At 69.4% G+C, this 19,507-nt stretch carries 20 protein-coding genes; 8 read left to right on the forward strand and 12 right to left on the reverse strand.

Going from position 1 to position 19,507, the window contains the following annotated elements:
- Positions 1-8: 8 nt before the first annotated feature.
- The 4 genes from AAY78_RS16850 to AAY78_RS16865 are packed head-to-tail and all read left to right on the forward strand — an operon-like array spanning position 9 to position 3,407.
- The gene (locus tag AAY78_RS16850; RefSeq protein WP_046749457.1) at positions 9-959 is read left to right on the forward strand and encodes an ABC transporter permease; all 951 of its coding nucleotides are present in this window, start codon (positions 9-11) and stop codon (positions 957-959) included.
- Positions 956-1,825: an ABC transporter permease gene (locus AAY78_RS16855; RefSeq protein ID WP_046749458.1), complete on the forward strand. Its 870-nt coding sequence runs from the start codon at positions 956-958 to the stop codon at positions 1,823-1,825. Before AAY78_RS16850 ends, AAY78_RS16855 begins: the two co-directional genes overlap by 4 nt.
- Positions 1,822-2,613, forward strand: coding sequence for an ATP-binding cassette domain-containing protein (locus tag AAY78_RS16860; RefSeq protein WP_046749459.1), 792 nt, complete (start codon positions 1,822-1,824; stop codon positions 2,611-2,613). The genes AAY78_RS16855 and AAY78_RS16860 overlap by 4 nt, the downstream gene beginning before the upstream one ends.
- Positions 2,610-3,407 (forward strand): ABC transporter ATP-binding protein, encoded by a 798-nt coding sequence (locus AAY78_RS16865; RefSeq protein WP_046749460.1) that lies wholly within the window; start codon positions 2,610-2,612, stop codon positions 3,405-3,407. Before AAY78_RS16860 ends, AAY78_RS16865 begins: the two co-directional genes overlap by 4 nt.
- A gap of 35 nt (positions 3,408-3,442) precedes the next feature.
- On the opposite strand, the gene AAY78_RS16870 is transcribed toward AAY78_RS16865, so the two are convergent.
- From AAY78_RS16870 to AAY78_RS16880, 3 genes are read right to left on the reverse strand one after another with little or no spacing between them, the layout of a single operon-like run.
- Positions 3,443-4,060, reverse strand: coding sequence for a GNAT family N-acetyltransferase (locus AAY78_RS16870; RefSeq protein ID WP_046749461.1), 618 nt, complete (start codon positions 4,058-4,060; stop codon positions 3,443-3,445).
- A 4-nt stretch (positions 4,061-4,064) separates the two neighbouring features.
- On the reverse strand, positions 4,065-4,778 hold the full coding sequence (locus tag AAY78_RS16875; RefSeq protein ID WP_046749462.1) for a uracil-DNA glycosylase: 714 nt from the start codon (positions 4,776-4,778) through the stop codon (positions 4,065-4,067).
- A gap of 2 nt (positions 4,779-4,780) precedes the next feature.
- Positions 4,781-5,563: an SDR family oxidoreductase gene (locus AAY78_RS16880; RefSeq protein ID WP_171010962.1), complete on the reverse strand. Its 783-nt coding sequence runs from the start codon at positions 5,561-5,563 to the stop codon at positions 4,781-4,783.
- A gap of 197 nt (positions 5,564-5,760) precedes the next feature.
- Here AAY78_RS16880 and AAY78_RS16885 point away from each other — a divergent pair, with 197 nt between their 5' ends.
- The 3 genes from AAY78_RS16885 to metX all read left to right on the forward strand — a co-directional run bounded on the left by AAY78_RS16885 (position 5,761) and on the right by metX (position 9,410).
- Positions 5,761-7,083, forward strand: coding sequence for a bifunctional o-acetylhomoserine/o-acetylserine sulfhydrylase (locus AAY78_RS16885; RefSeq protein WP_046749463.1), 1,323 nt, complete (start codon positions 5,761-5,763; stop codon positions 7,081-7,083).
- A 100-nt stretch (positions 7,084-7,183) separates the two neighbouring features.
- Positions 7,184-8,164, forward strand: coding sequence for an endonuclease/exonuclease/phosphatase family protein (locus tag AAY78_RS16890; protein ID WP_052748821.1), 981 nt, complete (start codon positions 7,184-7,186; stop codon positions 8,162-8,164).
- Positions 8,165-8,204: 40 nt separating this feature from the next.
- A complete protein-coding gene (metX, locus tag AAY78_RS16895; RefSeq protein ID WP_046749464.1) occupies positions 8,205-9,410 on the forward strand; it encodes a homoserine O-acetyltransferase MetX in 1,206 nt (401 codons plus the stop codon).
- 9 nt (positions 9,411-9,419) lie between these two features.
- Here metX and AAY78_RS16900 read toward each other — a convergent pair whose 3' ends face one another.
- From AAY78_RS16900 to AAY78_RS16925, 6 genes are read right to left on the reverse strand one after another with little or no spacing between them, the layout of a single operon-like run.
- On the reverse strand, positions 9,420-10,028 hold the full coding sequence (locus AAY78_RS16900) for an NUDIX hydrolase (RefSeq protein WP_046749465.1): 609 nt from the start codon (positions 10,026-10,028) through the stop codon (positions 9,420-9,422).
- A 9-nt stretch (positions 10,029-10,037) separates the two neighbouring features.
- On the reverse strand, positions 10,038-11,357 hold the full coding sequence (locus AAY78_RS16905) for an MFS transporter (RefSeq protein WP_231589742.1): 1,320 nt from the start codon (positions 11,355-11,357) through the stop codon (positions 10,038-10,040).
- 9 nt (positions 11,358-11,366) lie between these two features.
- Entirely contained in the window at positions 11,367-11,843 is a 477-nt protein-coding gene (locus AAY78_RS16910) for a GNAT family N-acetyltransferase (RefSeq protein WP_046749466.1), read from the reverse strand.
- A complete protein-coding gene (locus tag AAY78_RS16915) occupies positions 11,836-12,195 on the reverse strand; it encodes a thiamine-binding protein (protein ID WP_046749467.1) in 360 nt (119 codons plus the stop codon). Before AAY78_RS16915 ends, AAY78_RS16910 begins: the two co-directional genes overlap by 8 nt.
- Positions 12,196-12,199: 4 nt before the next feature.
- Positions 12,200-13,432, reverse strand: a complete 1,233-nt coding sequence (locus AAY78_RS16920) for a hypothetical protein (protein ID WP_231589743.1) — start codon at positions 13,430-13,432, stop codon at positions 12,200-12,202.
- A complete protein-coding gene (locus AAY78_RS16925; RefSeq protein ID WP_046749468.1) occupies positions 13,429-14,262 on the reverse strand; it encodes an NAD(P)H-hydrate dehydratase in 834 nt (277 codons plus the stop codon). The genes AAY78_RS16920 and AAY78_RS16925 overlap by 4 nt, the downstream gene beginning before the upstream one ends.
- Before the next feature lie 56 nt (positions 14,263-14,318).
- Here AAY78_RS16925 and AAY78_RS16930 point away from each other — a divergent pair, with 56 nt between their 5' ends.
- Positions 14,319-15,386 (forward strand): NADH:flavin oxidoreductase/NADH oxidase, encoded by a 1,068-nt coding sequence (locus AAY78_RS16930; RefSeq protein WP_046749469.1) that lies wholly within the window; start codon positions 14,319-14,321, stop codon positions 15,384-15,386.
- Positions 15,387-15,450: 64 nt separating this feature from the next.
- Here AAY78_RS16930 and AAY78_RS16935 read toward each other — a convergent pair whose 3' ends face one another.
- The 3 genes from AAY78_RS16935 to AAY78_RS16945 all read right to left on the reverse strand — a co-directional run bounded on the left by AAY78_RS16935 (position 15,451) and on the right by AAY78_RS16945 (position 19,393).
- Positions 15,451-16,512: a hemolysin family protein gene (locus AAY78_RS16935; RefSeq protein ID WP_046749470.1), complete on the reverse strand. Its 1,062-nt coding sequence runs from the start codon at positions 16,510-16,512 to the stop codon at positions 15,451-15,453.
- Entirely contained in the window at positions 16,509-17,825 is a 1,317-nt protein-coding gene (locus AAY78_RS16940; protein WP_046749471.1) for a hemolysin family protein, read from the reverse strand. Before AAY78_RS16940 ends, AAY78_RS16935 begins: the two co-directional genes overlap by 4 nt.
- A 113-nt stretch (positions 17,826-17,938) precedes the next feature.
- On the reverse strand, positions 17,939-19,393 hold the full coding sequence (locus tag AAY78_RS16945) for a GuaB1 family IMP dehydrogenase-related protein (RefSeq protein WP_046749472.1): 1,455 nt from the start codon (positions 19,391-19,393) through the stop codon (positions 17,939-17,941).
- Positions 19,394-19,507 lie beyond the last annotated feature (114 nt).

Here is a 19,507-nt window from a genome sequence, read left to right on the forward strand (position 1 = left end):
ACCGCGTCGTGATCCGCTATGCGCTCGTCCGGGGAGCCCTGCTCATCGCAGGGCTCCTCGTGTCGAGCGCGCTCATCTTCCTGACGCTGCGCGTCTTCCCCGGCGACGTCGCACAGCTCATCGCCGGCACGCAGGCCTCACCCGCCGAGGTCGAAGCGCTCCGCGAATCCCTCGGCCTGAATCGCCCGCTCCTCGCCCAGTACACCGAGTGGATCGGGGGCATCTTCCGCGGCGATCTCGGCACATCGCTGCTGTCCGGCGCCTCTGTCGGCGAAGAGATCCTCCTCAAGTCCCAGGTCACCGTTCCGCTCGGAGCGATGTCGCTCCTGATCGCCGTCGTCATCGCTGTGCCGTTCGGGATCCTCGCCGCCCTTCTTCGCAATCGGCGCGGCGGGACGGCGCTCAGCGTCGGAGCCCAGACGCTCGCCGCCGTCCCCGTCGTCTGGGCCGGCATGATGCTGATCGTCGTGTTCTCGGTATGGCTGGGATGGCTTCCTCCCCAGGGCTTCCCCCGCACCGGCTGGTCCACACCGGGGAAGGCGATCGAGTCGCTGCTGCTCCCCGCGCTCACGATCGGGATCGTCGAGGGGGCGATGCTCATGCGGTTCGTACGCAGCGCGACCCTGCAGGCAGCGGGACAGGACTTCGTCCGCACCGCCGCCGCGAAGGGTCTCACCCGTACCCGAGCCCTCATCCAGCACGGCATCCCCGCCGTCGGCCTCTCCATCATCACCGTGCTCGGGCTCCAGGTGGCCGGCATCATCGTCGGGTCCGTCGTGATCGAACAGCTGTTCACCCTGCCGGGGATCGGCCGTATGCTCGTGGCCGATGTCGGCACGCGCGATCTGATCAAGGTGCAGAGCGAACTCCTCGTCCTCACCGGATTCGTCTTGGTCGTCGGTTTCCTGGTCGACCTCCTGCACCGCGCGATCGATCCTCGTCAGCGGGAGTCCGCATGAATCCGCGCTGGCTCTCCCGCCTCTGGGACACCTCCACAGGACGCTTCGGCATCGTCGTCGTCCTGGTGATCGTCATGACAGCGCTGATCTCGCTCCTCTGGACACCGTTCGATCCGCAGGCCTCGGACATCGGCGATCGGTGGCTGCCGCCGAGCTGGCCCCACGTCCTCGGCACCGACGACACCGGACGCGACATCCTGAGTCTGCTGATGGCTGGTGCCCGCACGACGGTGTTCGTGAGCGTGGGGGCCGGTATCGTCGCCACGGCTGTGGGGATCGCCCTGGCCGCACTCGGAGCGCTCACTGCACGGTGGATGCGGGAGACCGTCGCCGTGCTCGTCGACATCCTGATCGCCTTCCCTGTGCTGTTGATCGCGATGATGATCTCCTCTGTCTGGGGCGGTTCGCTCTGGGTCGTGATCTGGGCGGTCGGCATCGGCTTCGGCGTCAACATCGCGAGGGTCACGCGTCCGGAGCTGCGCCGCGTGCAGCAGAGCGACTTCGTCCTCGCCGCCAGAGCCGCAGGGCTCACCCCCGCGCAGAGCCTGGTGCGCCACCTGCTGCCGAACGTGGCACCCGTCTTCATCGTGCAGCTGTCCTGGTCGATGGCCGTCGCCGTCCTCGCGGAGGCCGGCCTGTCGTACCTGGGTTTCGGCGCCTCCGTGGTCGATCCGAGCTGGGGCCTGCTGCTCGCCGACCTCCAGCGCTACATCGGGGTGCATCCGTTGTCGGTCATCTGGCCGGGACTCGCCATCACGATCACGGTGCTCGCGCTGAACCTGCTGGGTGACGGTCTGCGCGAGGCGACGGATCCGACGCTGCGGCACCGCTCCGCCGAGATCCACACTCCGGGGGTGGTCGCATGAGCCTGTCGGTGCAGGACCTCGTGATCGAGATCGACGGTCGGCCGGTGGTCGACGGCGTCTCCTTCGAGGTCGCAGACGGAGCGAGGCTCGGGCTGATCGGGGAATCCGGCTCGGGGAAGTCGCTCACCGCCCTCGCGGTGCTGGGACTGCTCCCCGACGGTGCGACCGCCAGGGGAAGCATCCGCTGGAACGGGATCGAACTGATCGGGATGCCGGACCGCGAGCTCGCGCGCCTCCGAGGAGACGACATCGGCATCGTGTTCCAGGAGCCCCGCACCGCGCTCAACCCGATCAGGACCGTCGGCCGCCAGATCGCGGAATCGATCCGCATCCACGAAGGGCTCGGACGCCGCGCGGCGCGAGAACGGGCGATCGCGGAAGCGGCTCGGGTGCGGCTGCCCGACCCGGAGTCGATCGTCGACCGCTACCCGCACCAGCTCTCCGGCGGTCAGAGGCAGCGCGTCGCGATCGCGATGGCTCTCGCCTGTCGTCCGCGTTTGCTCATCGCAGACGAGCCGACCACGGCATTGGATGTCACGATCCAGGCGGAGATCCTCTCCCTGCTGCTGACGCTCGTCGCGGACGAGGGCATGTCGCTGGTCTTCATCACCCACGATCTCGCCGTGCTCGCCCAGGTCGCGACCGAGGGTGTCGTGCTCGAACATGGCAAGGTCGTCGAAGCCGCACCGGTCCCCACCCTTCTGTCGAGTCCCGCTTCGCCGATCACGCAGGGACTGCTGCGTGATGCGACGGCCACGCTCTGGCGTCCGGACGGGGGCGCCGCATGAGCCTGATCGAAGCACGAGGCCTCAGCCGGGACTTCTTCGCACCGAAGCGCTCCGCGTTCGAGCGTGCCCGAACCGTGACCGCCCTGGCCCCGACCGACCTCGACATCGTCGAGGGGTCAGCGGTCGGCATCATCGGCGAGTCGGGATCGGGCAAGTCCACCCTGGTGCGACTGCTGCTGGGACTCGACCGCCCGACATCCGGCTCTGTGACGGTCGACGGACGTGCCGTGGACGCATCCGCTCCCGCGAAGTCCCTGCACTGGCTGCGGCGGGAGACGGGATTGGTCTTCCAGGATCCCTACGCGTCCCTGGACCCGCGCATGACGGCAGGCCAGATCGTCCGCGAACCGCTGTGGGCGCTCGGCGTCGAAGGCGACCACCGCGCGCGCGTCCGCGAGGTACTGGCCCAGGTGGGCCTCGAGCCCGACATGGCAGACCGGTATCCCCACGAGTTCTCCGGCGGGCAGCGTCAACGGATCGCGCTCGCGAGGGCGATCGTCCACGGTCCGCGGGTCCTGGTCGGGGACGAACCCCTGTCCGCCCTGGACGTCACCGTGCGCGCGCAGATCCTCGAGCTGCTGATCGAGCTGCGACGCACGGGCAACCTCACACTCGTGCTCGTGTCTCACGACATCGGCGTGGTGCAGAACCTCTGCGACACGGTCGTCGTGATGAAGGACGGGCGCGTCGTCGAACGGGGCGCGACGAGCGATGTGCTCCTGCACCCCACGCAGGACTACACCAGGAGGCTGCTCGCGGCGATCCCCGTCATCCCCACCCCGCCGGGCGGTTGAGCGGACGAGGTGAACGGGGTGCGCCCCTCCGGGCATCAGCGTCGCGCGCCGAACAGCTTTCCTCGTCGCCGCCCCGTCGGCGTGAGCACACGACGCATGTACACGGTGCCGAGGTCCCTGCCGAACTTGTAGCCGACCCGCCCCATCCGTCCGGCCTCGACGAAGCCGAGCTTCTCGTGCAGTCGGATCGACGCCTCGGCGCCATGATCGCTGATGACCGCGACCATCTCGCGCAGACCGATCTGCTCGCAGGCGTCGATGAGTGCTTGCAGCAGTGCCGCGCCGAGCCCCTTGCCCCCGGCTCCCGGACCGAGGTAGATCGAGTCCTCGACCGTGTACTTGTAGGCGTTCTTCCCCGCCCAGGGCTGCGCCAGCGCGTAGCCCATCACTTCGCCGCCCGGGGACACCGCCACGAGGAACGGCAGCTGCAGCCTGGTCAGCAGCGCGTACTTCTCGCGCCAGTAGGGGATGCTGCTGCGGCGCTCGTCGAGGGTCACTGCCGAGTTGCTCACGAAGTGGTTGTATATCTCACGCACGTGCGGCAGATCCGCCGGGCGGACCGGGCGGATCGCATAGGAGAACACCTCGGGGGCCGGGGCAGGTCGGAGATGGCGCGGGAGAACGCGGCGACGGTCCCCCGGCTCGAACTGCATGCGCTCAGCTTAGGGAGAGAGGGCCTTCGCCATCCACTCGCCAGTCCACCGCCGCCGCACCCTGCTCCTCGAGAAGGGTGTTGGCACGGGAGAACGGTCGCGACCCGAAGAAGCCACGGCTGGCGGAGAGGGGCGAGGGGTGTGCGGAAGAGATCACCGGCGTCTCGCCCAGGAGAGGCTGCAGGTTCGCCGCGTCCCTGCCCCACAGGATCGCGACGAGCGGCTGATCGCGGGCGACGAGGGTGCGGATGGCCAGCTCGGTGACCTTCTCCCACCCCCAGCCTCGATGCGACGCCGCCGCGCCGGGGCGTACGGTGAGCACCCGGTTGAGCAGGAGGACGCCCTGATCGCTCCACGCGGTGAGGTCTCCGTGCGGTGCCGGCGGAATCCCGAGATCGCTCTGCCGCTCCTTGTAGATGTTCGCAAGGCTGCGGGGCAGGGGGCGCACGTCGCGATCCACGGCGAACGACAACCCGATGGGGTGCCCAGGAGTGGGGTACGGATCCTGTCCTGTGATGAGCACCCGCACGTCCGACAGGGGCCGCTGGAACGCTCGGAGCACATTCCCGCCCGCCGGGAGGTAGCCGTGCCCTGCCTGCTGCTCGGCACGGAGGCGCTCACCCAGCGCGGTGATCGTGTCCTGCACCGGGGCCAGCGCCTCGGCCCATCCCTCATCGATCCGCCCCTCGGCGGCGAGCTCCGCGAGAGTCTGCGCCATCGTCAGTCGACCGATCGCACGCGCAGCGGCCCGCGGGCGAGCAGGTGCTGTGCGGACTGCGCGACGGGACGCATCGTGATCAGGTCGAGATTCACGTGGCCGGGAGACTCCAGGGCGTAGGCGATCACGTCGGCGACGTCATCGGCCACGAGCGGGGCTTCGACACCGGCGTACACCGCCTCCGCAGCCACGGGGTCACCGCCGAGCCGATTGAGCGTGAACTCCTCGGTGTGCACCATTCCCGGAGCCACCTCGACCACACGGATGGGCTCGCCGTTGAGCTCCTGCCGGAGCACCTTCACCAGCATCCCCTCCGCAGCCTTCGCCGCGTTGTAGCCCGCACCTCCGGCATACGCGGTCTGCGCGGCAGTGGACGTCACGAAGAGCGCATCCGCGTGGCCGTCCGCGGCGGCCGCACGGCGCAGCAGCGGAAGCAGGCCCGCGACGAGACGCTGACTCGCCAGGACGTTGGCGTCGAACATCCACTGCCAGTCCTCGACGGACGCGTCCTCGATGCGATCGGTGCCACGGGCGCCACCGGCGACCTGGACGAGAGCGTGGACCGGGCCGGATCGCTCGATCTCGCCCACGAGCGCCTCGACGGCGGACGAATCGGTCAGGTCGCAGGCGATGGCCGAAGCCCCGGTCTCCGCGGCGAGCGCGGCCAGTCGATCCGCGCGGCGTGCCACACCGACGACGTCCCATCCCCTGGCACGGAGCGCACGCACCGTCGCTGCACCGATGCCCGAACTCGCACCTGTCACCACTGCTCGTCTGTTCACCATGCCTCCACCGTACGGCGTTCTCCCCCGATTGCGATCTCCCCCCACGGCGCTGTCGTGGAACCCTCCCGCCGCGTGATTCCGGGGCTCCCCTCTGTTACGTCACATTTCCCACCTGTTGTTGACAAGCGCCGATATTCCGTACTGTCGCTGCAACGGCATCCGCCATCCGACCTTCCGACCACTTCTGGGGGAATCACATGTCCGCACCCGAGTCCTGGCGCTTCGAGACCAAGCAGATCCACTCCGGCGCTGCCCCCGACCCGGTCACCAAGGCGCGTGCCACGCCGATCTACCAGACCACCTCGTACGTGTTCGACAGCGCCGACCACGCGGCCAACCTCTTCGCGCTGGCGGAGTTCGGCAACATCTACACCCGTATCCAGAACCCGACGCAGGACGTGCTCGAGCAGCGTCTCGCCGCGCTCGAGGGCGGCACCGGGGCGCTCGTCCTCGCGAGCGGCCAGGCGGCATCGACCTTCGCGATCCTCAACATCGCCCAGGCCGGCGACCACTTCGTGGCGTCGAGCTCGATCTACGGCGGAACCTACAACCTCTTCAAGTACACGCTGGCGAAGCTCGGCATCGAGGTCACCTTCGTCGAGAACCAGGACGACGCCGAGGAGTGGCGCCGCGCCGTCCGTCCGAACACGAAGCTGTTCTTCGCGGAGACGATCGGCAACCCGCAGATCAACATCCTCGACATCCGCACCGTCGCCGACATCGCCCACGAGAACGGCGTCCCGCTGATCGTCGACAACACGATCGCCACCCCGTACCTGATCCGCCCGTTCGAGCACGGCGCCGACATCGTCGTCCACTCGGTCACCAAGTTCCTCGGCGGCCACGGCACGACCATCGGCGGCGTCATCATCGACGGCGGCAAGTTCGAGTGGTCGAAGCACGTCGACACCTTCCCCGGCCTCACGGTGCCCGACCCGTCGTACCACGGCGCCAGCTACACGGCTGCTGTGGGCGACCCGCTCGCGTACATCATCAAGGCGCGAGTGCAGCTGCTGCGCGACCTGGGATCGGCGATCGCGCCGCAGAGCGCCTGGAACCTCATCCAGGGCGTCGAGACCCTTTCGCTGCGCATCGAGCGGCACGTGCAGAACGCGCAGGAGATCGCCGAGTGGCTCGACAGCCGCGACGACGTCGCGACCGTCAACTACTCGGGCCTGCCTTCGTCGCCGTGGTACGCCAAGGCGAACGAGTACGCCCCCAAGGGCGTCGGAGCCGTGCTGTCGTTCGAGCTGAAGGGCGGCGTCGAGGCCGGTCGCGAGTTCGTCAACAGCCTGTCGCTGTTCAGCCACCTCGCCAACATCGGCGACGTGCGCTCGCTCGTCATCCACCCGGCGTCCACCACGCACGCGCAGCTGACGCCAGAGCAGCAGCTGACCGCCGGCGTGACTCCCGGTCTGGTCCGGCTCTCCGTCGGCATCGAGAACGTCGATGACCTCAAGGCCGACCTCGAGCAGGCCCTCGCCGCGGCACGTGCCGTCTCGGAGGCCGCCCGCGCCTGATCCCCGCACCACGTCGATGCCCCGGAGCCCAGCGTTCCGGGGCATCGACGTGTGACGGCGGCGGCCTCACCCGGCCGACCCACAGGCGGTTCCGTCGAGAATGGGACTCCGCCCCGAGGAGACCATGATCGACGCTCAGCACCCCCCGCACCGCACGCGGCGGTCACGGACCGTCGCCCGGTGGCTCGCCGTGACCGGTGTCCTCCTGGCACTCGTCGTCGCCTGCGGCTGGATCCCGGGGCTCGTCGGCACCGCGGTCTCGGCTGTCCTCCCGTGGCTGGGGATCATCCTCGTCGCACTGGTGCTGGTCGCCCTCCTGCGTGCGCCGCGAGTTCTCGTCCTGATCCTGGTTCCCGCACTCCTGTGGGTCCTCGCGATGATGCCGGCGTTCCCCGGCCTCCCCGGCGGGGCGGACGTGGAATCGGCTGCCGCATCCGAGCTGACCGTCGTGAGTCAGAACGTGCGAGCGCGCTCCGGTGGAGCCGCATCCTCCGCCTCCGAGCTGGCGCAGAGCGGTGCCGACGTGATCGCCCTCGTCGAGCTCGACGGAGACAGCCTCTCCGCCGCGCAGGACACCCTCGCAGCGGAGTACCCGCACTCCTACACCGTCGGGACGGTGGGCGTCTGGAGCAGGTACCCCCTCGCGGATGCCGAGCCCCTCACACTCGGACTCAGCTGGAAGCGCGCGCTTCGCGTCGAGGTGCAGGCCCCGTCCGCTCCCGTCGCCGTCTATGTGCTGCACGCGGCGTCGGTACGGCCAGGGCACCAACAGGACCGTGACACCATGCTGGGCGGCATCGCGGAAGAGGTGGCGTCCGACCCGGCGGAGTCGCTGATCGTCGTCGGCGACTTCAACGCACCGTCGACCGATCCGAGTCTGACCGCCCTGCGCGCGGAGACCGACTGGGTGCGCCCGACCGACGGAAGCCTGGGCTTCACATGGCCCGGGGCCTTCCCACTCGTCCGCATCGACCAGGTGTTCGTACGCGGACTCGACGTCGTCACTTCTGGCACCATGCGCGCAGGCAACAGCGACCATCTGGCGACCGTCACCCGAGCCCGATCCGCGATCACTCCGTAACCTGCCACCGAGGGGTGCCCTGCCAGGCGAGAATGGAAGCATGGACTGGCAGACGACCTCCGAGGACACGGTGCCCTCTGCACCCGTGACGGAGGCCGATGTCAGGCTGCTTCGCGCCCGTCCGCCGGCGACCGGCGCCTGGCGGGACGGCGACCCCGTGGGGGGTCGTCGCTTCGCCGCCTTCGGACCGTTCGCGACCGAGAGCGGCGCAGAGCTCCCCGGCATCCGCATCGCCTACGAGTCCTGGGGCGAGCTGAACGCGGCACGGGACAATGCCGTCCTGGTGCTGCACGCGCTCACCGGCGACAGTCACGTGCGCGGAGCCGCGGGCGCCGGCCACCCCACCGCGGGCTGGTGGGAGGACATCACTGGTCCTGGCGCTCCGCTCGACACGGACCGCTGGTTCGTGATCGCCCCGAACATGCTGGGAGGATGCCAGGGATCGACGGGACCTGCGAGCATCGCCGCGGACGGCTACGAATGGGCGTCGCGCTTCCCCTACTTGACCATCCGCGACCAGGTCGCCGCCCAGGTGCGCCTCGCCGATGCTCTCGGCATCGACAGCTGGGCCGCGGTCATCGGCGGCTCCATGGGAGGGATGCACGCGCTGGAATGGGCGGCCACGCACCCCGAGCGTGTGCAGCGCCTCGCCGTGCTCTCCTCTCCCCCGGTGACCACCGCCGACCAGATCGCGCTCAACACCGTGCAGCTGGAGACCATCCGCATGGACCCGCGCTTCCAGGGCGGCGAGTACTACGACCTCGCGGACGGCGACGGTCCGCACCGGGGGCTCGCCCTCGCCCGACGCATGGCTCTGCTGAACTACCGCAGCCCGATCGAGCTGAATCAGCGGTTCCAGCGCTCCTGGCAGTCCGACGTGTCACCGCTCGGTCACGGCGGACGCTTCGCGGTGGAGTCGTACCTCGACTTCCATGGCAACAAGTTCACACGCCGATTCGACGCGAACAGCTACATCACCCTGGTCGAGGCCATGAACTCGCACGACGTCGGCCGCGGTCGAGGAGGCGTCGAAGAGGCGCTGCATGCGGTCACCGCGACCACGTTGGTGCTCGGGATCGACAGCGATCGGCTCTTCCCTGTCGACGGACAGCAGCGCATCGCCCGCAGCATCCCGAACATCATCGACGACGAGGCCGTGGTCATCGCCAGCGACTTCGGACACGACGGCTTCCTCATCGAGACCGAGGCGGTCGGCTCGAATCTGCGGCGCCTGCTCGAGAGCTGACCCCTCCGCTCAGCTCGGTTCGAACCGCCAGGGCAGCGAACCCGCCTCGAGACGCCCCTGCTCCCAGGCGAAACCCCGACCGGCATCGGAGTCGAGCACCCGCGTCTGGAACAGCTGGGCCGAGCCGCCCGAGGAGAGTGCCGAGGACACATCGCCGAACGCCGAGAGCTGATGCAGTGTGATCCAGGTGGGCGGGTACAGGCTCCACGTCCCGGCCGCGTGGCGCGCGAGCGCCTCAGCCGGGCGCACCCACGCGATCTCCTCGACCTCGTCGGCGGAGGGCGCGGCCTCCCCGGTCGGTGCGTGAGCGAGGAAGAACCAGGTCCGGATGCGCGTCGGTGCCTCCAGCGGCGGCTGCCACTCCGACAGCACGATGAGATCCTCGACCGTGAGGCCGACCTCCTCGGCGGTCTCCCTGATGGCGGCGTGCCGCGCATCGTCGATGTCGCCACTCCCGCGGATGTCACCGGGCTCGACCTTGCCACCGGGGAACACCCACGCTCCCGCGAACGAGCCGCGATCGGGCCGCCGCATCAGGAGCACCTCGAATCCCGGATCCGACGCCCGCAGCAGGACAACGGTCCCGGCCACGGGCAGAGTCGTCTCGGGAGCACTCACCCCGTCACTCTACGGTGCGGTCGAGGTCGGTGCGGTCGAGGTCGGTGCTGTCGATGTCGGTGCTGTCGATGACGAGACGACCGATGCCGATCCGGCCGATACCGCTGTGACGAGCTCCACCGGCGCGGGACGACGCCCTTCGACGCGATAGGACAGCAGGGCGATCAGCAGACCCGCCACGGCGAGCGCGGCCCCTGTCCACGCCGGTGCCGTGAAGCCCCAGCCTGCGGCGATCACGACGCCACCGAGGAAGGCACCCAGACTGTTGCCGATGTTGAGCGCGGAGTGGTTCATGGCTGCCGCGATCGACTGGTTGTCACCGGCCACATCCATGAGGCGGGTCTGGATCGTCGGGCTCAGCACGGACGAGACGAAACCGACTACGAGCACCACGACCGCCAGGCTGACGATCCAGAACGACAGGAAGGCGAGCAGCGCGAAGACGAGAGCCATGGCGGCGAGACCGAAGAGCAGCGTGCGACGCAGATCGATGTCGGCGAGATGACCACCGACCAGGTTTCCCGCCGTCATCCCGAGCCCCATCAGCACGAGCACGATCGGCACGACCCACTCCGGCGAGCCGGACACCTCTGTCACCAGGGGCGCGATGTAGCTGTAGACGGCGAAGAACCCGCCGAACCCGATCGCGCCGACACCCAACGTGAACCACACCTGCGGGATCCGGAACACCCGCAGCTCCTGCCGCATCGTGCGCCCTGGATCCCCCGGATGCTCCGGCACGAACAGCGCGATGCAGACAGTGGCGAGCGCGAACACGATGGCGACGACGGCGAAGGCCGAGCGCCACCCCCACTGCTGTCCGAGGAAGGTGCCCAGCGGCACGCCGACGACGTTCGCGACCGTGAGGCCGGTGAGGATGAAGGCCACGCCCTTGGCACGGTTGCCCGGCCCCATCACCTCGGCCGCCACGAGTGCACCGATGCCGAAGTACGCACCGTGCGGGAGACCGGCGAGGAAGCGGGACGCGGCGACGAGCTCGAACGTGGGCAGCACCACGGTGAGGGCGTTGAACACCGTCAGCGCGAGAGCCAGCACGATCATCACCCGATGCCGTGGATATCGCGCGACGAAACCGGCGATGGTCGGGGCGCCGACCACCACACCCAGCGCGTACAGCGAGATCAGCCACCCCGCTTGGCTCAGCGCATCTTCCGGGCTGGTTGCCCAGAGCGAAGGGAGCAGGTCGGCGGCGATGTTGGGAAGCAGGCCCATGACCACGAACTCGGTCATGCCGATTCCGAAGCTGCCTATGGCGAGAGAGAGGAGCGCCCACTTCGCCGCACCCCTCGATTCAGTCGAGGGATTCACCGGAACAGCCTACCGGCCCTCGGAGGCCCACCTCGTCTCCCCCTCACGATCGAGCGTCATGAACACATCCACGTCGTCCTCGGACTCGACGACGAACCCGTGGCGCTCGTACAGGCCTCGGGCCGGGCTGCCCCTGAGCACGTTGAGGCGATACCGGCCGGCACCGTCGAGCACCGTCGTGAGCACGCGGCCCCCGACCCCGCGACCCTGGTGCGACGGAGAGATGTAGAAGTGCTCCAGCCAGAGCGAATCGCCGTCTCGGCGGAGGGCGACAGAGCCGACGTCGACGGCATCCACGACGATGATCCGCGTCTGCGCAGGCTCGAACGCGTCGCGGAAGCGCTGCCGGACACGGACCTCGTCATAACGTCCGAGTCGCTCCAGGTCGACTCTGAGCACGTCGGCCCGGAGCTCCGCGATCCACTCGGCGTCCTCGGCGAGCGCCGGTCGAAGAGCGATCGACGTCGCCGGGACGACGTCAGCCATCCGCGCGCGCAGAGCCCGCCTCTTCCGAGCCCGCCTCTGTGATAGCAGCCTCGAGGCGTTCGATCTTCGCGTCGAGCTCTCCGGAGTACCCGGGCCGGATATCGGCCTTCAACACGAGCGATACCCGCGATCCGAACGGCATGACGGCCTCGGTCGCACGCTTCACGACGTCCATGACGGTGTCCCAGTCCGGGCCCTCGATCTCGGTGAACATGCTGGTGGTGCGGTGCGCCAGGCCCGATTCCCGCACCACGCGCACGGCAGCGGCCACGGCGTCGTGCACCGATGCATCGGTGCGCTCGGCACCCTCGGCCGGGGTACCGCTCGGGGCGACGGAGAAGGCGATCAACATGGGTTCACTCCAGGGTTTTCGGTTGGCGGACGGGTACGCGAAGCAGAGCACGGATGCCCAGCACGAGCAGGACGATGAGAAGGGCGTTCCGCACCGTGAGGACGGCGACGGAGAGGGTATCGGCTCGCAGCAGCGCGTCGTAGCCGATCGGGTAGACGAGGCAGGTGAGCAGACAGAGGGCGAGGACGACGACGGCGGGGACGCGCGCCCTGACGCGGTCGAGCACGAGCCACAGGATCATCGGCGCGATCAGCCAGGTCTGGAACTGCGGGGAGCCCACCTTGTTCGTGACGATCAGCAACGTCACGAGCGCAAGGGCGAGCGGAGGGAACAGCCGGGTGAAGCGCGCACCGCGGATCGCCTTGAGCGCGCCGACGGCTGCGACCGCGAGCACGCACACCGCCATCAGGGGCGTGAGCACGGCCGCGACGGCATCGACGCCCGGTGCCGTGATCTGGAAGGTCAGGATCTCGAAGCTGTACTCGATGCGGGCGGCCCCGGTGACGGCGAGCCACAGGAACGGCGTGGCGGCGACCGCTTCGATCTGCAGTCCCCGTCCCGTCTGCTCCGTCAGGAAGCCGAGGATCTCGGAATCCGCTCCGAGCACGAGCAGCGCTGCGACGACTCCGGCCGTGACGGCCAGCGCGGCGAACAGCACCCGCATGCGCGCCCTGAGCGCGATCACGGCGGCGAGCACGAGCGCGCCCGGCCAGATCTTGATCCAGGCGCCGACCGTGAGGAGGGCAGCACCGACGACCGGCCGACTCACGAGCCAGAGCCCGCCGATCACGGCGATCGGCACCGTGATCGCATCGATCCGATAGAGCGCGATCGGTCCGAGGAGGAGCAGCGCCGCGCACCAGAACCAGGCGGCCACGCGGCGCGGGCGCGACGGCGAGCGGCCGACCAGCACTCCGAACGCCACCGCATCGACGATCACGACGAGGGCAGCCCACCCGATCAGGTACGCACCGGAGACCCCGAGCAGCGGCACGAGCGGCGCCGCGAGCATCTTGGCCACGAGCATCGGTATGAGCGCGAGCTGCGGGTACACCCAGGTCTCGGTGACGCCGACGATCGGGCCCCCGTCGAGGGCCGACGAAGCCCAGGGCTCGTAGACGAGGACCACATCGCCCATGGGCTGACTGGGATAGACCCAGCCCGCCCATGCCGTGAGCAGGTGGGCGAGGAGGAAGGCGAGCCACAGCACGGCCACCCCGGTCGGCGGGCGATTCACGCGAGGACGTCCGCGATCGCCTGCGGCAGCGCCGCAGCGACGTCCATGGCGACGATCGGATGCCCCGTCCCGCCGTCGCTCATCCCCGCGGCCACTCGGCCCGCATGTCCGTGTATCCACGCCCCGGCGGCGGCGACCTCGGCGATCGGGCGGCCCTGGTTCGCTGCGAGCACGGCACCCAGCACCCCGGCGAGCACATCCCCTGTCCCTGCGGTCGCCAGCCACCCTGTACCCGCGTCGACGGCGATGACGCCGCCGTCAGGAGACGCGATCAGCGTGCGAGCGCCCTTGAGCAGCACGGTGCCTCCGACCCGGTCCGCCGTCCTCCTGGCCGCCGACGCGCGATCCTCTTCGGACGTGGAGATGCCGAGCTGCTCCTGCAGCCGGGCGAACTCCCGCGCGTGAGGGGTCACCAGGAAGGGAGCGCGCGCCTTCCCGGCGAGATCGAGTGCGCCCGCGTCGATCACCACCGCTGCATCGCCCGCGACGATCGCCTCGAGGGCTGCCTGCTCCGCGTCGTCCCGGTCGGTGGGGTCCGTGCCGGAGCCGATCACCCAGGCGTCGATCCGCGACCGGCCGACATCCGCCCCCGCCACCGTCTCCGGACGTCGGGCGAGAACAGCATCTGCCACCCGCTCCGCGCCCACGTACCGGACGAATCCGGCGCCCGTGCGCCACGCGGCCTCCACCCCGAGCACGGCGGCACCCGGATATGCGGGCGACCCGGTGCGAAGCGCCACCACACCACGGGCGTACTTGTCGTCGTCGGCTGTGGGAACACGGAACAACCGCGCCGTGTCATCTCGCGTCCACTCGCGCACCTCGACCATGACTCCACGTTAGTGCGACGGCCCTCGGGTCGCCTGCGCGGCGGTAGCGTCGAACGGTGAGTCTTCTCTTCTCCCCGCTGACCATCCGTTCCGTCACCCTGCGCAATCGCCTCTGGGTGTCGCCGATGTGCATGTACAGCGCCGTCGACGGCGTGGCGCAGGAGTGGCATCACACTCACCTCGCGCAGTTCGCCTCGGGCGGCGCCGGGCTCATCATCGCCGAGGCGACCTCGGTCGTCCCCGACGGGCGGATCTCGCCGCGCGACCTGGGGCTCTGGAACGACGAGCAGCGCGACGCGCTCGCCCCGATCGTCCAGGCGATCCACGATCGGGGCTCGCACGCGGGCATCCAACTCGCCCACGCCGGCCGCAAGGCCTCGACGTGGTGGCCCTGGGCTCCCGAACGAGGCACTGTGCCGACCGGTGAGGGTGGATGGACCACGTCCGCGCCGTCCGCCATCGCGTACGAGGGCTTCGACACCCCGATCGCCCTCGATACGGCGGGCATCGACCGCGTGGTGGAGGCCTTCGCCGATGCAGCTCATCGCGCGGTCGCCGCGGGCTTCGACGTGCTGGAGATCCACGGAGCGCATGGCTACCTCCTCCACCAGTTCCTCTCTCCACTGTCCAACCACCGTGAGGACGAATACGGTGGTTCGCTCGAGAACCGCGCTCGTCTACTGCTGCGCGTGGTCGGCGCCGTCCGCGACGCCGCCGGCGCCGACGTGCCGCTGTTCGTCCGCATCTCCGCCACCGACCACGCGGAGGGCGGGTTCACGCCGGAGGAGGCGGAGATCGTCAGTGGCTGGGCGACCCAGCATGGTGCAGACCTGATCGACGTATCGAGCGGTGGCCTCGTGGCGCATCAGCAGATCACCGTGTTCCCCGGATACCAGGTGCCGCTCGCCGAGGGCGTGCGTCAAGGCGGTCGGATCCCGGTCTCCGCGGTGGGCCTCATCACGGCGGCCTCCCACGCGGAGCAGGTGCTCGCCGATGGCGCCGCCGACGCGATCTTCGCGGGACGCGAGTGGCTGCGCGACCCGCATTTCGCCCTCCGCGCCGCGCACGAGCTCGACGCCGAGGTCGCCTGGCCGTCGCAGTACGAGCGCGCCCGTCCCCGCTGAGCCCCCGACGACGAAGGCCGCCGATCCGTGCAGGATTCGGCGGCCTTCGTCGTGCGGTGGAGGATCAGCGTCCGCGGAAGCGACGTGTCGCGTCCTGAACCTCGCCGACCAGTTCCTCCAGGATGTCCTCGAGGAACAGGACAGCGGTGGTGTTCCCCTCCGCGTCCCGCACCTTGGCCAGGTGCCGGCCCGCGCGGCGCATGACCGCGAGGGCGTCCTCGAGGTCGGTGTTCTCCTGAACGGGCACCATGTGGTGGATACGCTTGGCCGGGACCGGCTGGATCATCTTGGTCTCGGCGTCCGCTCCCTCGGACGCCCGCAGGATGTCCTTGAGGTGAACGTAGCCGATCGGAACCGACTCGTCGTCGACGATCACGTAACGCGAGAACCCGTAGCGGGCGACCGCCTTCTCGATGTCGTCCGGCGTCGTCGACTGCGGAAGAGTGACCAGATCGCTCAAGGGCACAGCGACATCCCTGGCCTTCTTGTCGGTGAACTCGACGGCGGCGGCGACGGTTCCCGCCGTGTCCATGAGCACGCCCTCGCGACGCGACTGGCTGACGATGGTCGCAACCTCTTCGAGCGTGAACGTGGATGCCGCTTCATTCTTCGGCTCGACGCGGAACAGGCGCAGCACGCCGTTCGCCGCCGCGTTGAGCACCCAGATCACCGGCATGAAGACCTTCGACACCCAGACCAGCGGCGGGGCGAGGATCAGCACAGCGCGGTCCGGCACTGAGAAGGCGAGGTTCTTCGGCACCATCTCACCGAACACCACGTGCAGGAACGAGACGACCAGCAGCGCGACCGTGAACGACACGGCATCGACGGCGCCGTCCGGCCACCCCAGCGCATGCAGCGGCACCGACAGCAGGTGGTGGATGGCCGGCTCCGACACGTTGAGGATCAGCAGCGAGCAGATCGTGATGCCGAGCTGCGAGGTCGCGAGCATGAGAGTGGCATGCTCCATCGCGTAAAGGGCCGTCTTCGCTGCACGCGAACCCTGATCCGCGCGCGGCTCGATCTGCGATCTTCTGGCCGAGATCACGGCGAACTCGCCGCCGACGAAGAACGCGTTCGCGACCAGGAGCACGACGAGCCAGGCGAGTCCGCCCCAATCGCTCATCGGGTCACCTCCTCATCGACAGCGAGCGGTCTCGGCACGTAGCGCACCCGATCGACTCGCCGACCGTCCATGCGCACGACCTGGAGCGTGCCGGTGTCGAGCTCGACCTCGTCGCCGACCGACGGAACCCGTTCGAGCACGCTCATGACGTAGCCGCCGACGGTGTCGTAGACGTCGCCCTCCGGCACCTCGACGCCGGCGCGACGACGCAGCTCGTCCGGTCGGAGCTCCCCGGGGAACGTGATGCCCTCGCGGTTGCGGATCACTCCGGCCCTGGTGCGATCGTGCTCGTCGGCGACCTCGCCCACGAGCTCTTCGACCAGGTCTTCGAGGGTCACCAGACCGGCCGTGCCGCCGTACTCGTCGACGACGACGGCCAGTTGGTAGCCGCGTGCCCGCAGCTCGGCGATCAGGGCGTCGACGTGCACCGTCTCCGGCACCCGGAGCGGTTCCGTCGCCAACGCGCCGGCAGGAACCTCGGTCCGACGCTCTCGAGGCACGGAGATGGCCGCCTTGAGGTGGACGACACCGGTGATGTCGTCCAGGTCGTCGTCGTACACCGGGAAACGGCTGTGCCCGGTGCGTCGGGCGAGCTGGATGACGTCGTCGGCGGAGTCGCCGGCCGCGATCGCATGCATGCTCGGACGCGCCGTCATCACATCGGCGGCGGTCAGCCGGGCGAAGGTGAGCGTGCGGTCGAGGAGCGTCGCTGTATCGGCTTCCAGCAGACCGGCGCTGGCGGAACGGCGCACGAGAGAGGAGAGCTCCTCAGCGCTCCGGGCCCCCGAGAGCTCCTCCTTCGGCTCGATGCCCATGCTGCGCAGCACGCCGTTCGCGCTGCCGTTGAGCACCACGACGGCCGGCTTGAACACGGTCGTGAAGGCGATCTGGAACGGGACCACGAGCTTCGCAGTGGCCAGAGGCAGCGCGAGGGCGAAGTTCTTCGGGACGAGCTCGCCGAGGATCATCGAGAGCACCGTCGCCACCAGCATCGCCACGATGGTCGCGATCGGGGTGACGGCCGCCTCGGGGATGCTCCAGGCGATGAACGTCGGACGCAGCAGGTTCGACAGCGCCGGCTCCATCATGTACCCGGTGAGCAGGGTCGTCAGCGTGATCCCGAGCTGCGCAGCGGAGAGATGGGTCGACGTGTGCTTGAGGGCGCTGATGGTGAGGGAGAGCCGCGACTCGCCTCTCGCCTGCCTGGCCTCGAGTTCCGCGCGATCGAGGTTCACCAGGGCGAACTCGCTGGCGACGAAGAGGCCGGTGCCGACCGTGAGCAGGAGCCCCACGCCCAACATGATGTAGTCCATCAGAGGTTCCTCTCCTGTGAGAGAGGCGGACAGTGGGGCGATGTTCTACAACTGGGAGGGTCGTCCATTATGCCGACGATTGTACCCAACACGACCGTGTATGCGCGCAACGATCACCAGCTGACCGGAAGCGCCTTGCCCTCTTCGTAGCCGGCCGCCGACTGCAGACCCACGACGGCGCGGTCATGGAACTCCGGGACGGATGCAGCCCCGGCGTAGGTGAACGAGGATCGCACCCCCGAGGTGATCATGTCGAGGAGATCCTCGACGCCGGGCCGGAGCGGCTCGAGGTAGATCTTCGATGAAGAGATCCCCTCAGCGAACAGCTCCTTGCGCGCACGCTCGTAGGCGTCGAGCCTGCCGAAGCGGGCCTGGACCGCCTTGGTCGACGCCATGCCCCACGACTCCTTGAACAGGCGCCCTTCCGCATCGCGCTGCAACTCGCCCGGCGCTTCGATCGTCCCCGCGAACCACGAACCGACCATGACGGAGGCGGCACCTGCGGCGAGGGCCAGGGCGACATCGCGGGGGTAGCGCACTCCCCCGTCTGCCCAGACGTGCGCGCCGAGCTCCCGCGCCGCCTGTGCCGTCTCGAGCACAGCGGAGAACTGCGGGCGGCCGACCGCGGTCATCATGCGGGTGGTGCACATCGCGCCGGGACCCACGCCGACCTTGAGGATCGACGCACCGGCGTCGACCAGGTCGGCCACGCCCTCCGCGGTGACGATGTTGCCCGCGACGACGGGAAGACCGAGGTCGAGCTCGGCGACGGCCCGCAGCGCTCGCAGCATGCCCTCCTGGTGTCCGTGGGCGGTGTCCACCACCAGCACGTCGACGCCGGCGGCGGCGAGGGCCTTGGCCTTGGCCGCGACGTCGCCGTTGATGCCGACCGCGGCGGCGACGGCGAGGCGCCCGTCGGCGTCGACGGCCGGACGGTACAGCGTCGAACGAAGCGCGCTGCGGGCGCTCAGTGTGCCGACGAGGTGCCCGTGGTGCACGACGGTGACCATCTCGACGCCCGCGTCGGTGATGACGTCGAACGCGTGCCGCTCAGAGCCGATGTCGTCCGCGTCGATCGATGGCGTGCCGCGATGCACCAGGTCACCCAGCTGCGCATCGGGGAGCGCGGTCGCCAGCCTGGTCGCGGGCAGGATGCCGAGGATCCGGCCGACGTCGATGGGGGCAGCGCCACGGGCGACGACGATGCCGTGACCGCTGGTCGCCGGCAGCAGGCGGAGCGCGTCAGCAGCCGAGGCTTCCGGGGGCAGCACGATCGGCGTGTCCCAGAGCACGGGCTGCGACTTCACCTCACGGATCGCGGCATCGAGTTCCTGCAGAGGCAGGTCCTGCGGCAGCACCCCGAGGGCGCCACGCCGAGCGAGTACAGCGGCGATGCGCGGACCCGTCACGGAGTTCATGTTGGCCGCGACCAAAGGCAGCGTCGCCGGCGTGCCGTCCTGCGGCGCGAGATCGACCTGGAGACGGCTGGTGACCGCGGATCTGCGGGGTACCAGGAAGACGTCGGAGTAGGTCAGATCGACGGTCGGCTGCGCTCCAGAGAACTTCATGGTTCCACGGTACCCAGATCGCGACGCGGTGGGCGCTCGGCTTCGACGATTCCCCAAGGGAAACACGTTAGGCTTGTTGGTCGAGAGTGTGCGGGCCCGAACGCATCCTGCGTC

The organism is Microbacterium sp. Ag1 (assembly GCF_001005635.1).
GTDB classification, from domain to species: Bacteria; Actinomycetota; Actinomycetes; order Actinomycetales; family Microbacteriaceae; genus Microbacterium; species Microbacterium oxydans.

Bases quoted from the DNA above. Each gene is read 5' to 3' on its own strand.
- AAY78_RS16855 (WP_046749458.1), top strand. From the start codon at position 956: ATGAATCCGCGCTGGCTCTCCCGCCTCTGGGACACCTCCACAGGACGC.
- AAY78_RS16860 (WP_046749459.1), top strand. From the start codon at position 1,822: ATGAGCCTGTCGGTGCAGGACCTCGTGATCGAGATCGACGGTCGGCCG.
- AAY78_RS16865 (WP_046749460.1), top strand. From the start codon at position 2,610: ATGAGCCTGATCGAAGCACGAGGCCTCAGCCGGGACTTCTTCGCACCG.
- AAY78_RS16870 (WP_046749461.1), bottom strand. From the start codon at position 4,060: ATGCAGTTCGAGCCGGGGGACCGTCGCCGCGTTCTCCCGCGCCATCTC.
- AAY78_RS16875 (WP_046749462.1), bottom strand. From the start codon at position 4,778: ATGGCGCAGACTCTCGCGGAGCTCGCCGCCGAGGGGCGGATCGATGAG.
- AAY78_RS16880 (WP_171010962.1), bottom strand. From the start codon at position 5,563: ATGGTGAACAGACGAGCAGTGGTGACAGGTGCGAGTTCGGGCATCGGT.
- AAY78_RS16885 (WP_046749463.1), top strand. From the start codon at position 5,761: ATGTCCGCACCCGAGTCCTGGCGCTTCGAGACCAAGCAGATCCACTCC.
- AAY78_RS16890 (WP_052748821.1), top strand. From the start codon at position 7,184: ATGGGACTCCGCCCCGAGGAGACCATGATCGACGCTCAGCACCCCCCG.
- metX (WP_046749464.1), top strand. From the start codon at position 8,205: ATGGACTGGCAGACGACCTCCGAGGACACGGTGCCCTCTGCACCCGTG.
- AAY78_RS16910 (WP_046749466.1), bottom strand. From the start codon at position 11,843: ATGGCTGACGTCGTCCCGGCGACGTCGATCGCTCTTCGACCGGCGCTC.
- AAY78_RS16915 (WP_046749467.1), bottom strand. From the start codon at position 12,195: ATGTTGATCGCCTTCTCCGTCGCCCCGAGCGGTACCCCGGCCGAGGGT.
- AAY78_RS16925 (WP_046749468.1), bottom strand. From the start codon at position 14,262: ATGGTCGAGGTGCGCGAGTGGACGCGAGATGACACGGCGCGGTTGTTC.
- AAY78_RS16935 (WP_046749470.1), bottom strand. From the start codon at position 16,512: ATGAGCGATTGGGGCGGACTCGCCTGGCTCGTCGTGCTCCTGGTCGCG.
- AAY78_RS16940 (WP_046749471.1), bottom strand. From the start codon at position 17,825: ATGGACTACATCATGTTGGGCGTGGGGCTCCTGCTCACGGTCGGCACC.
- AAY78_RS16945 (WP_046749472.1), bottom strand. From the start codon at position 19,393: ATGAAGTTCTCTGGAGCGCAGCCGACCGTCGATCTGACCTACTCCGAC.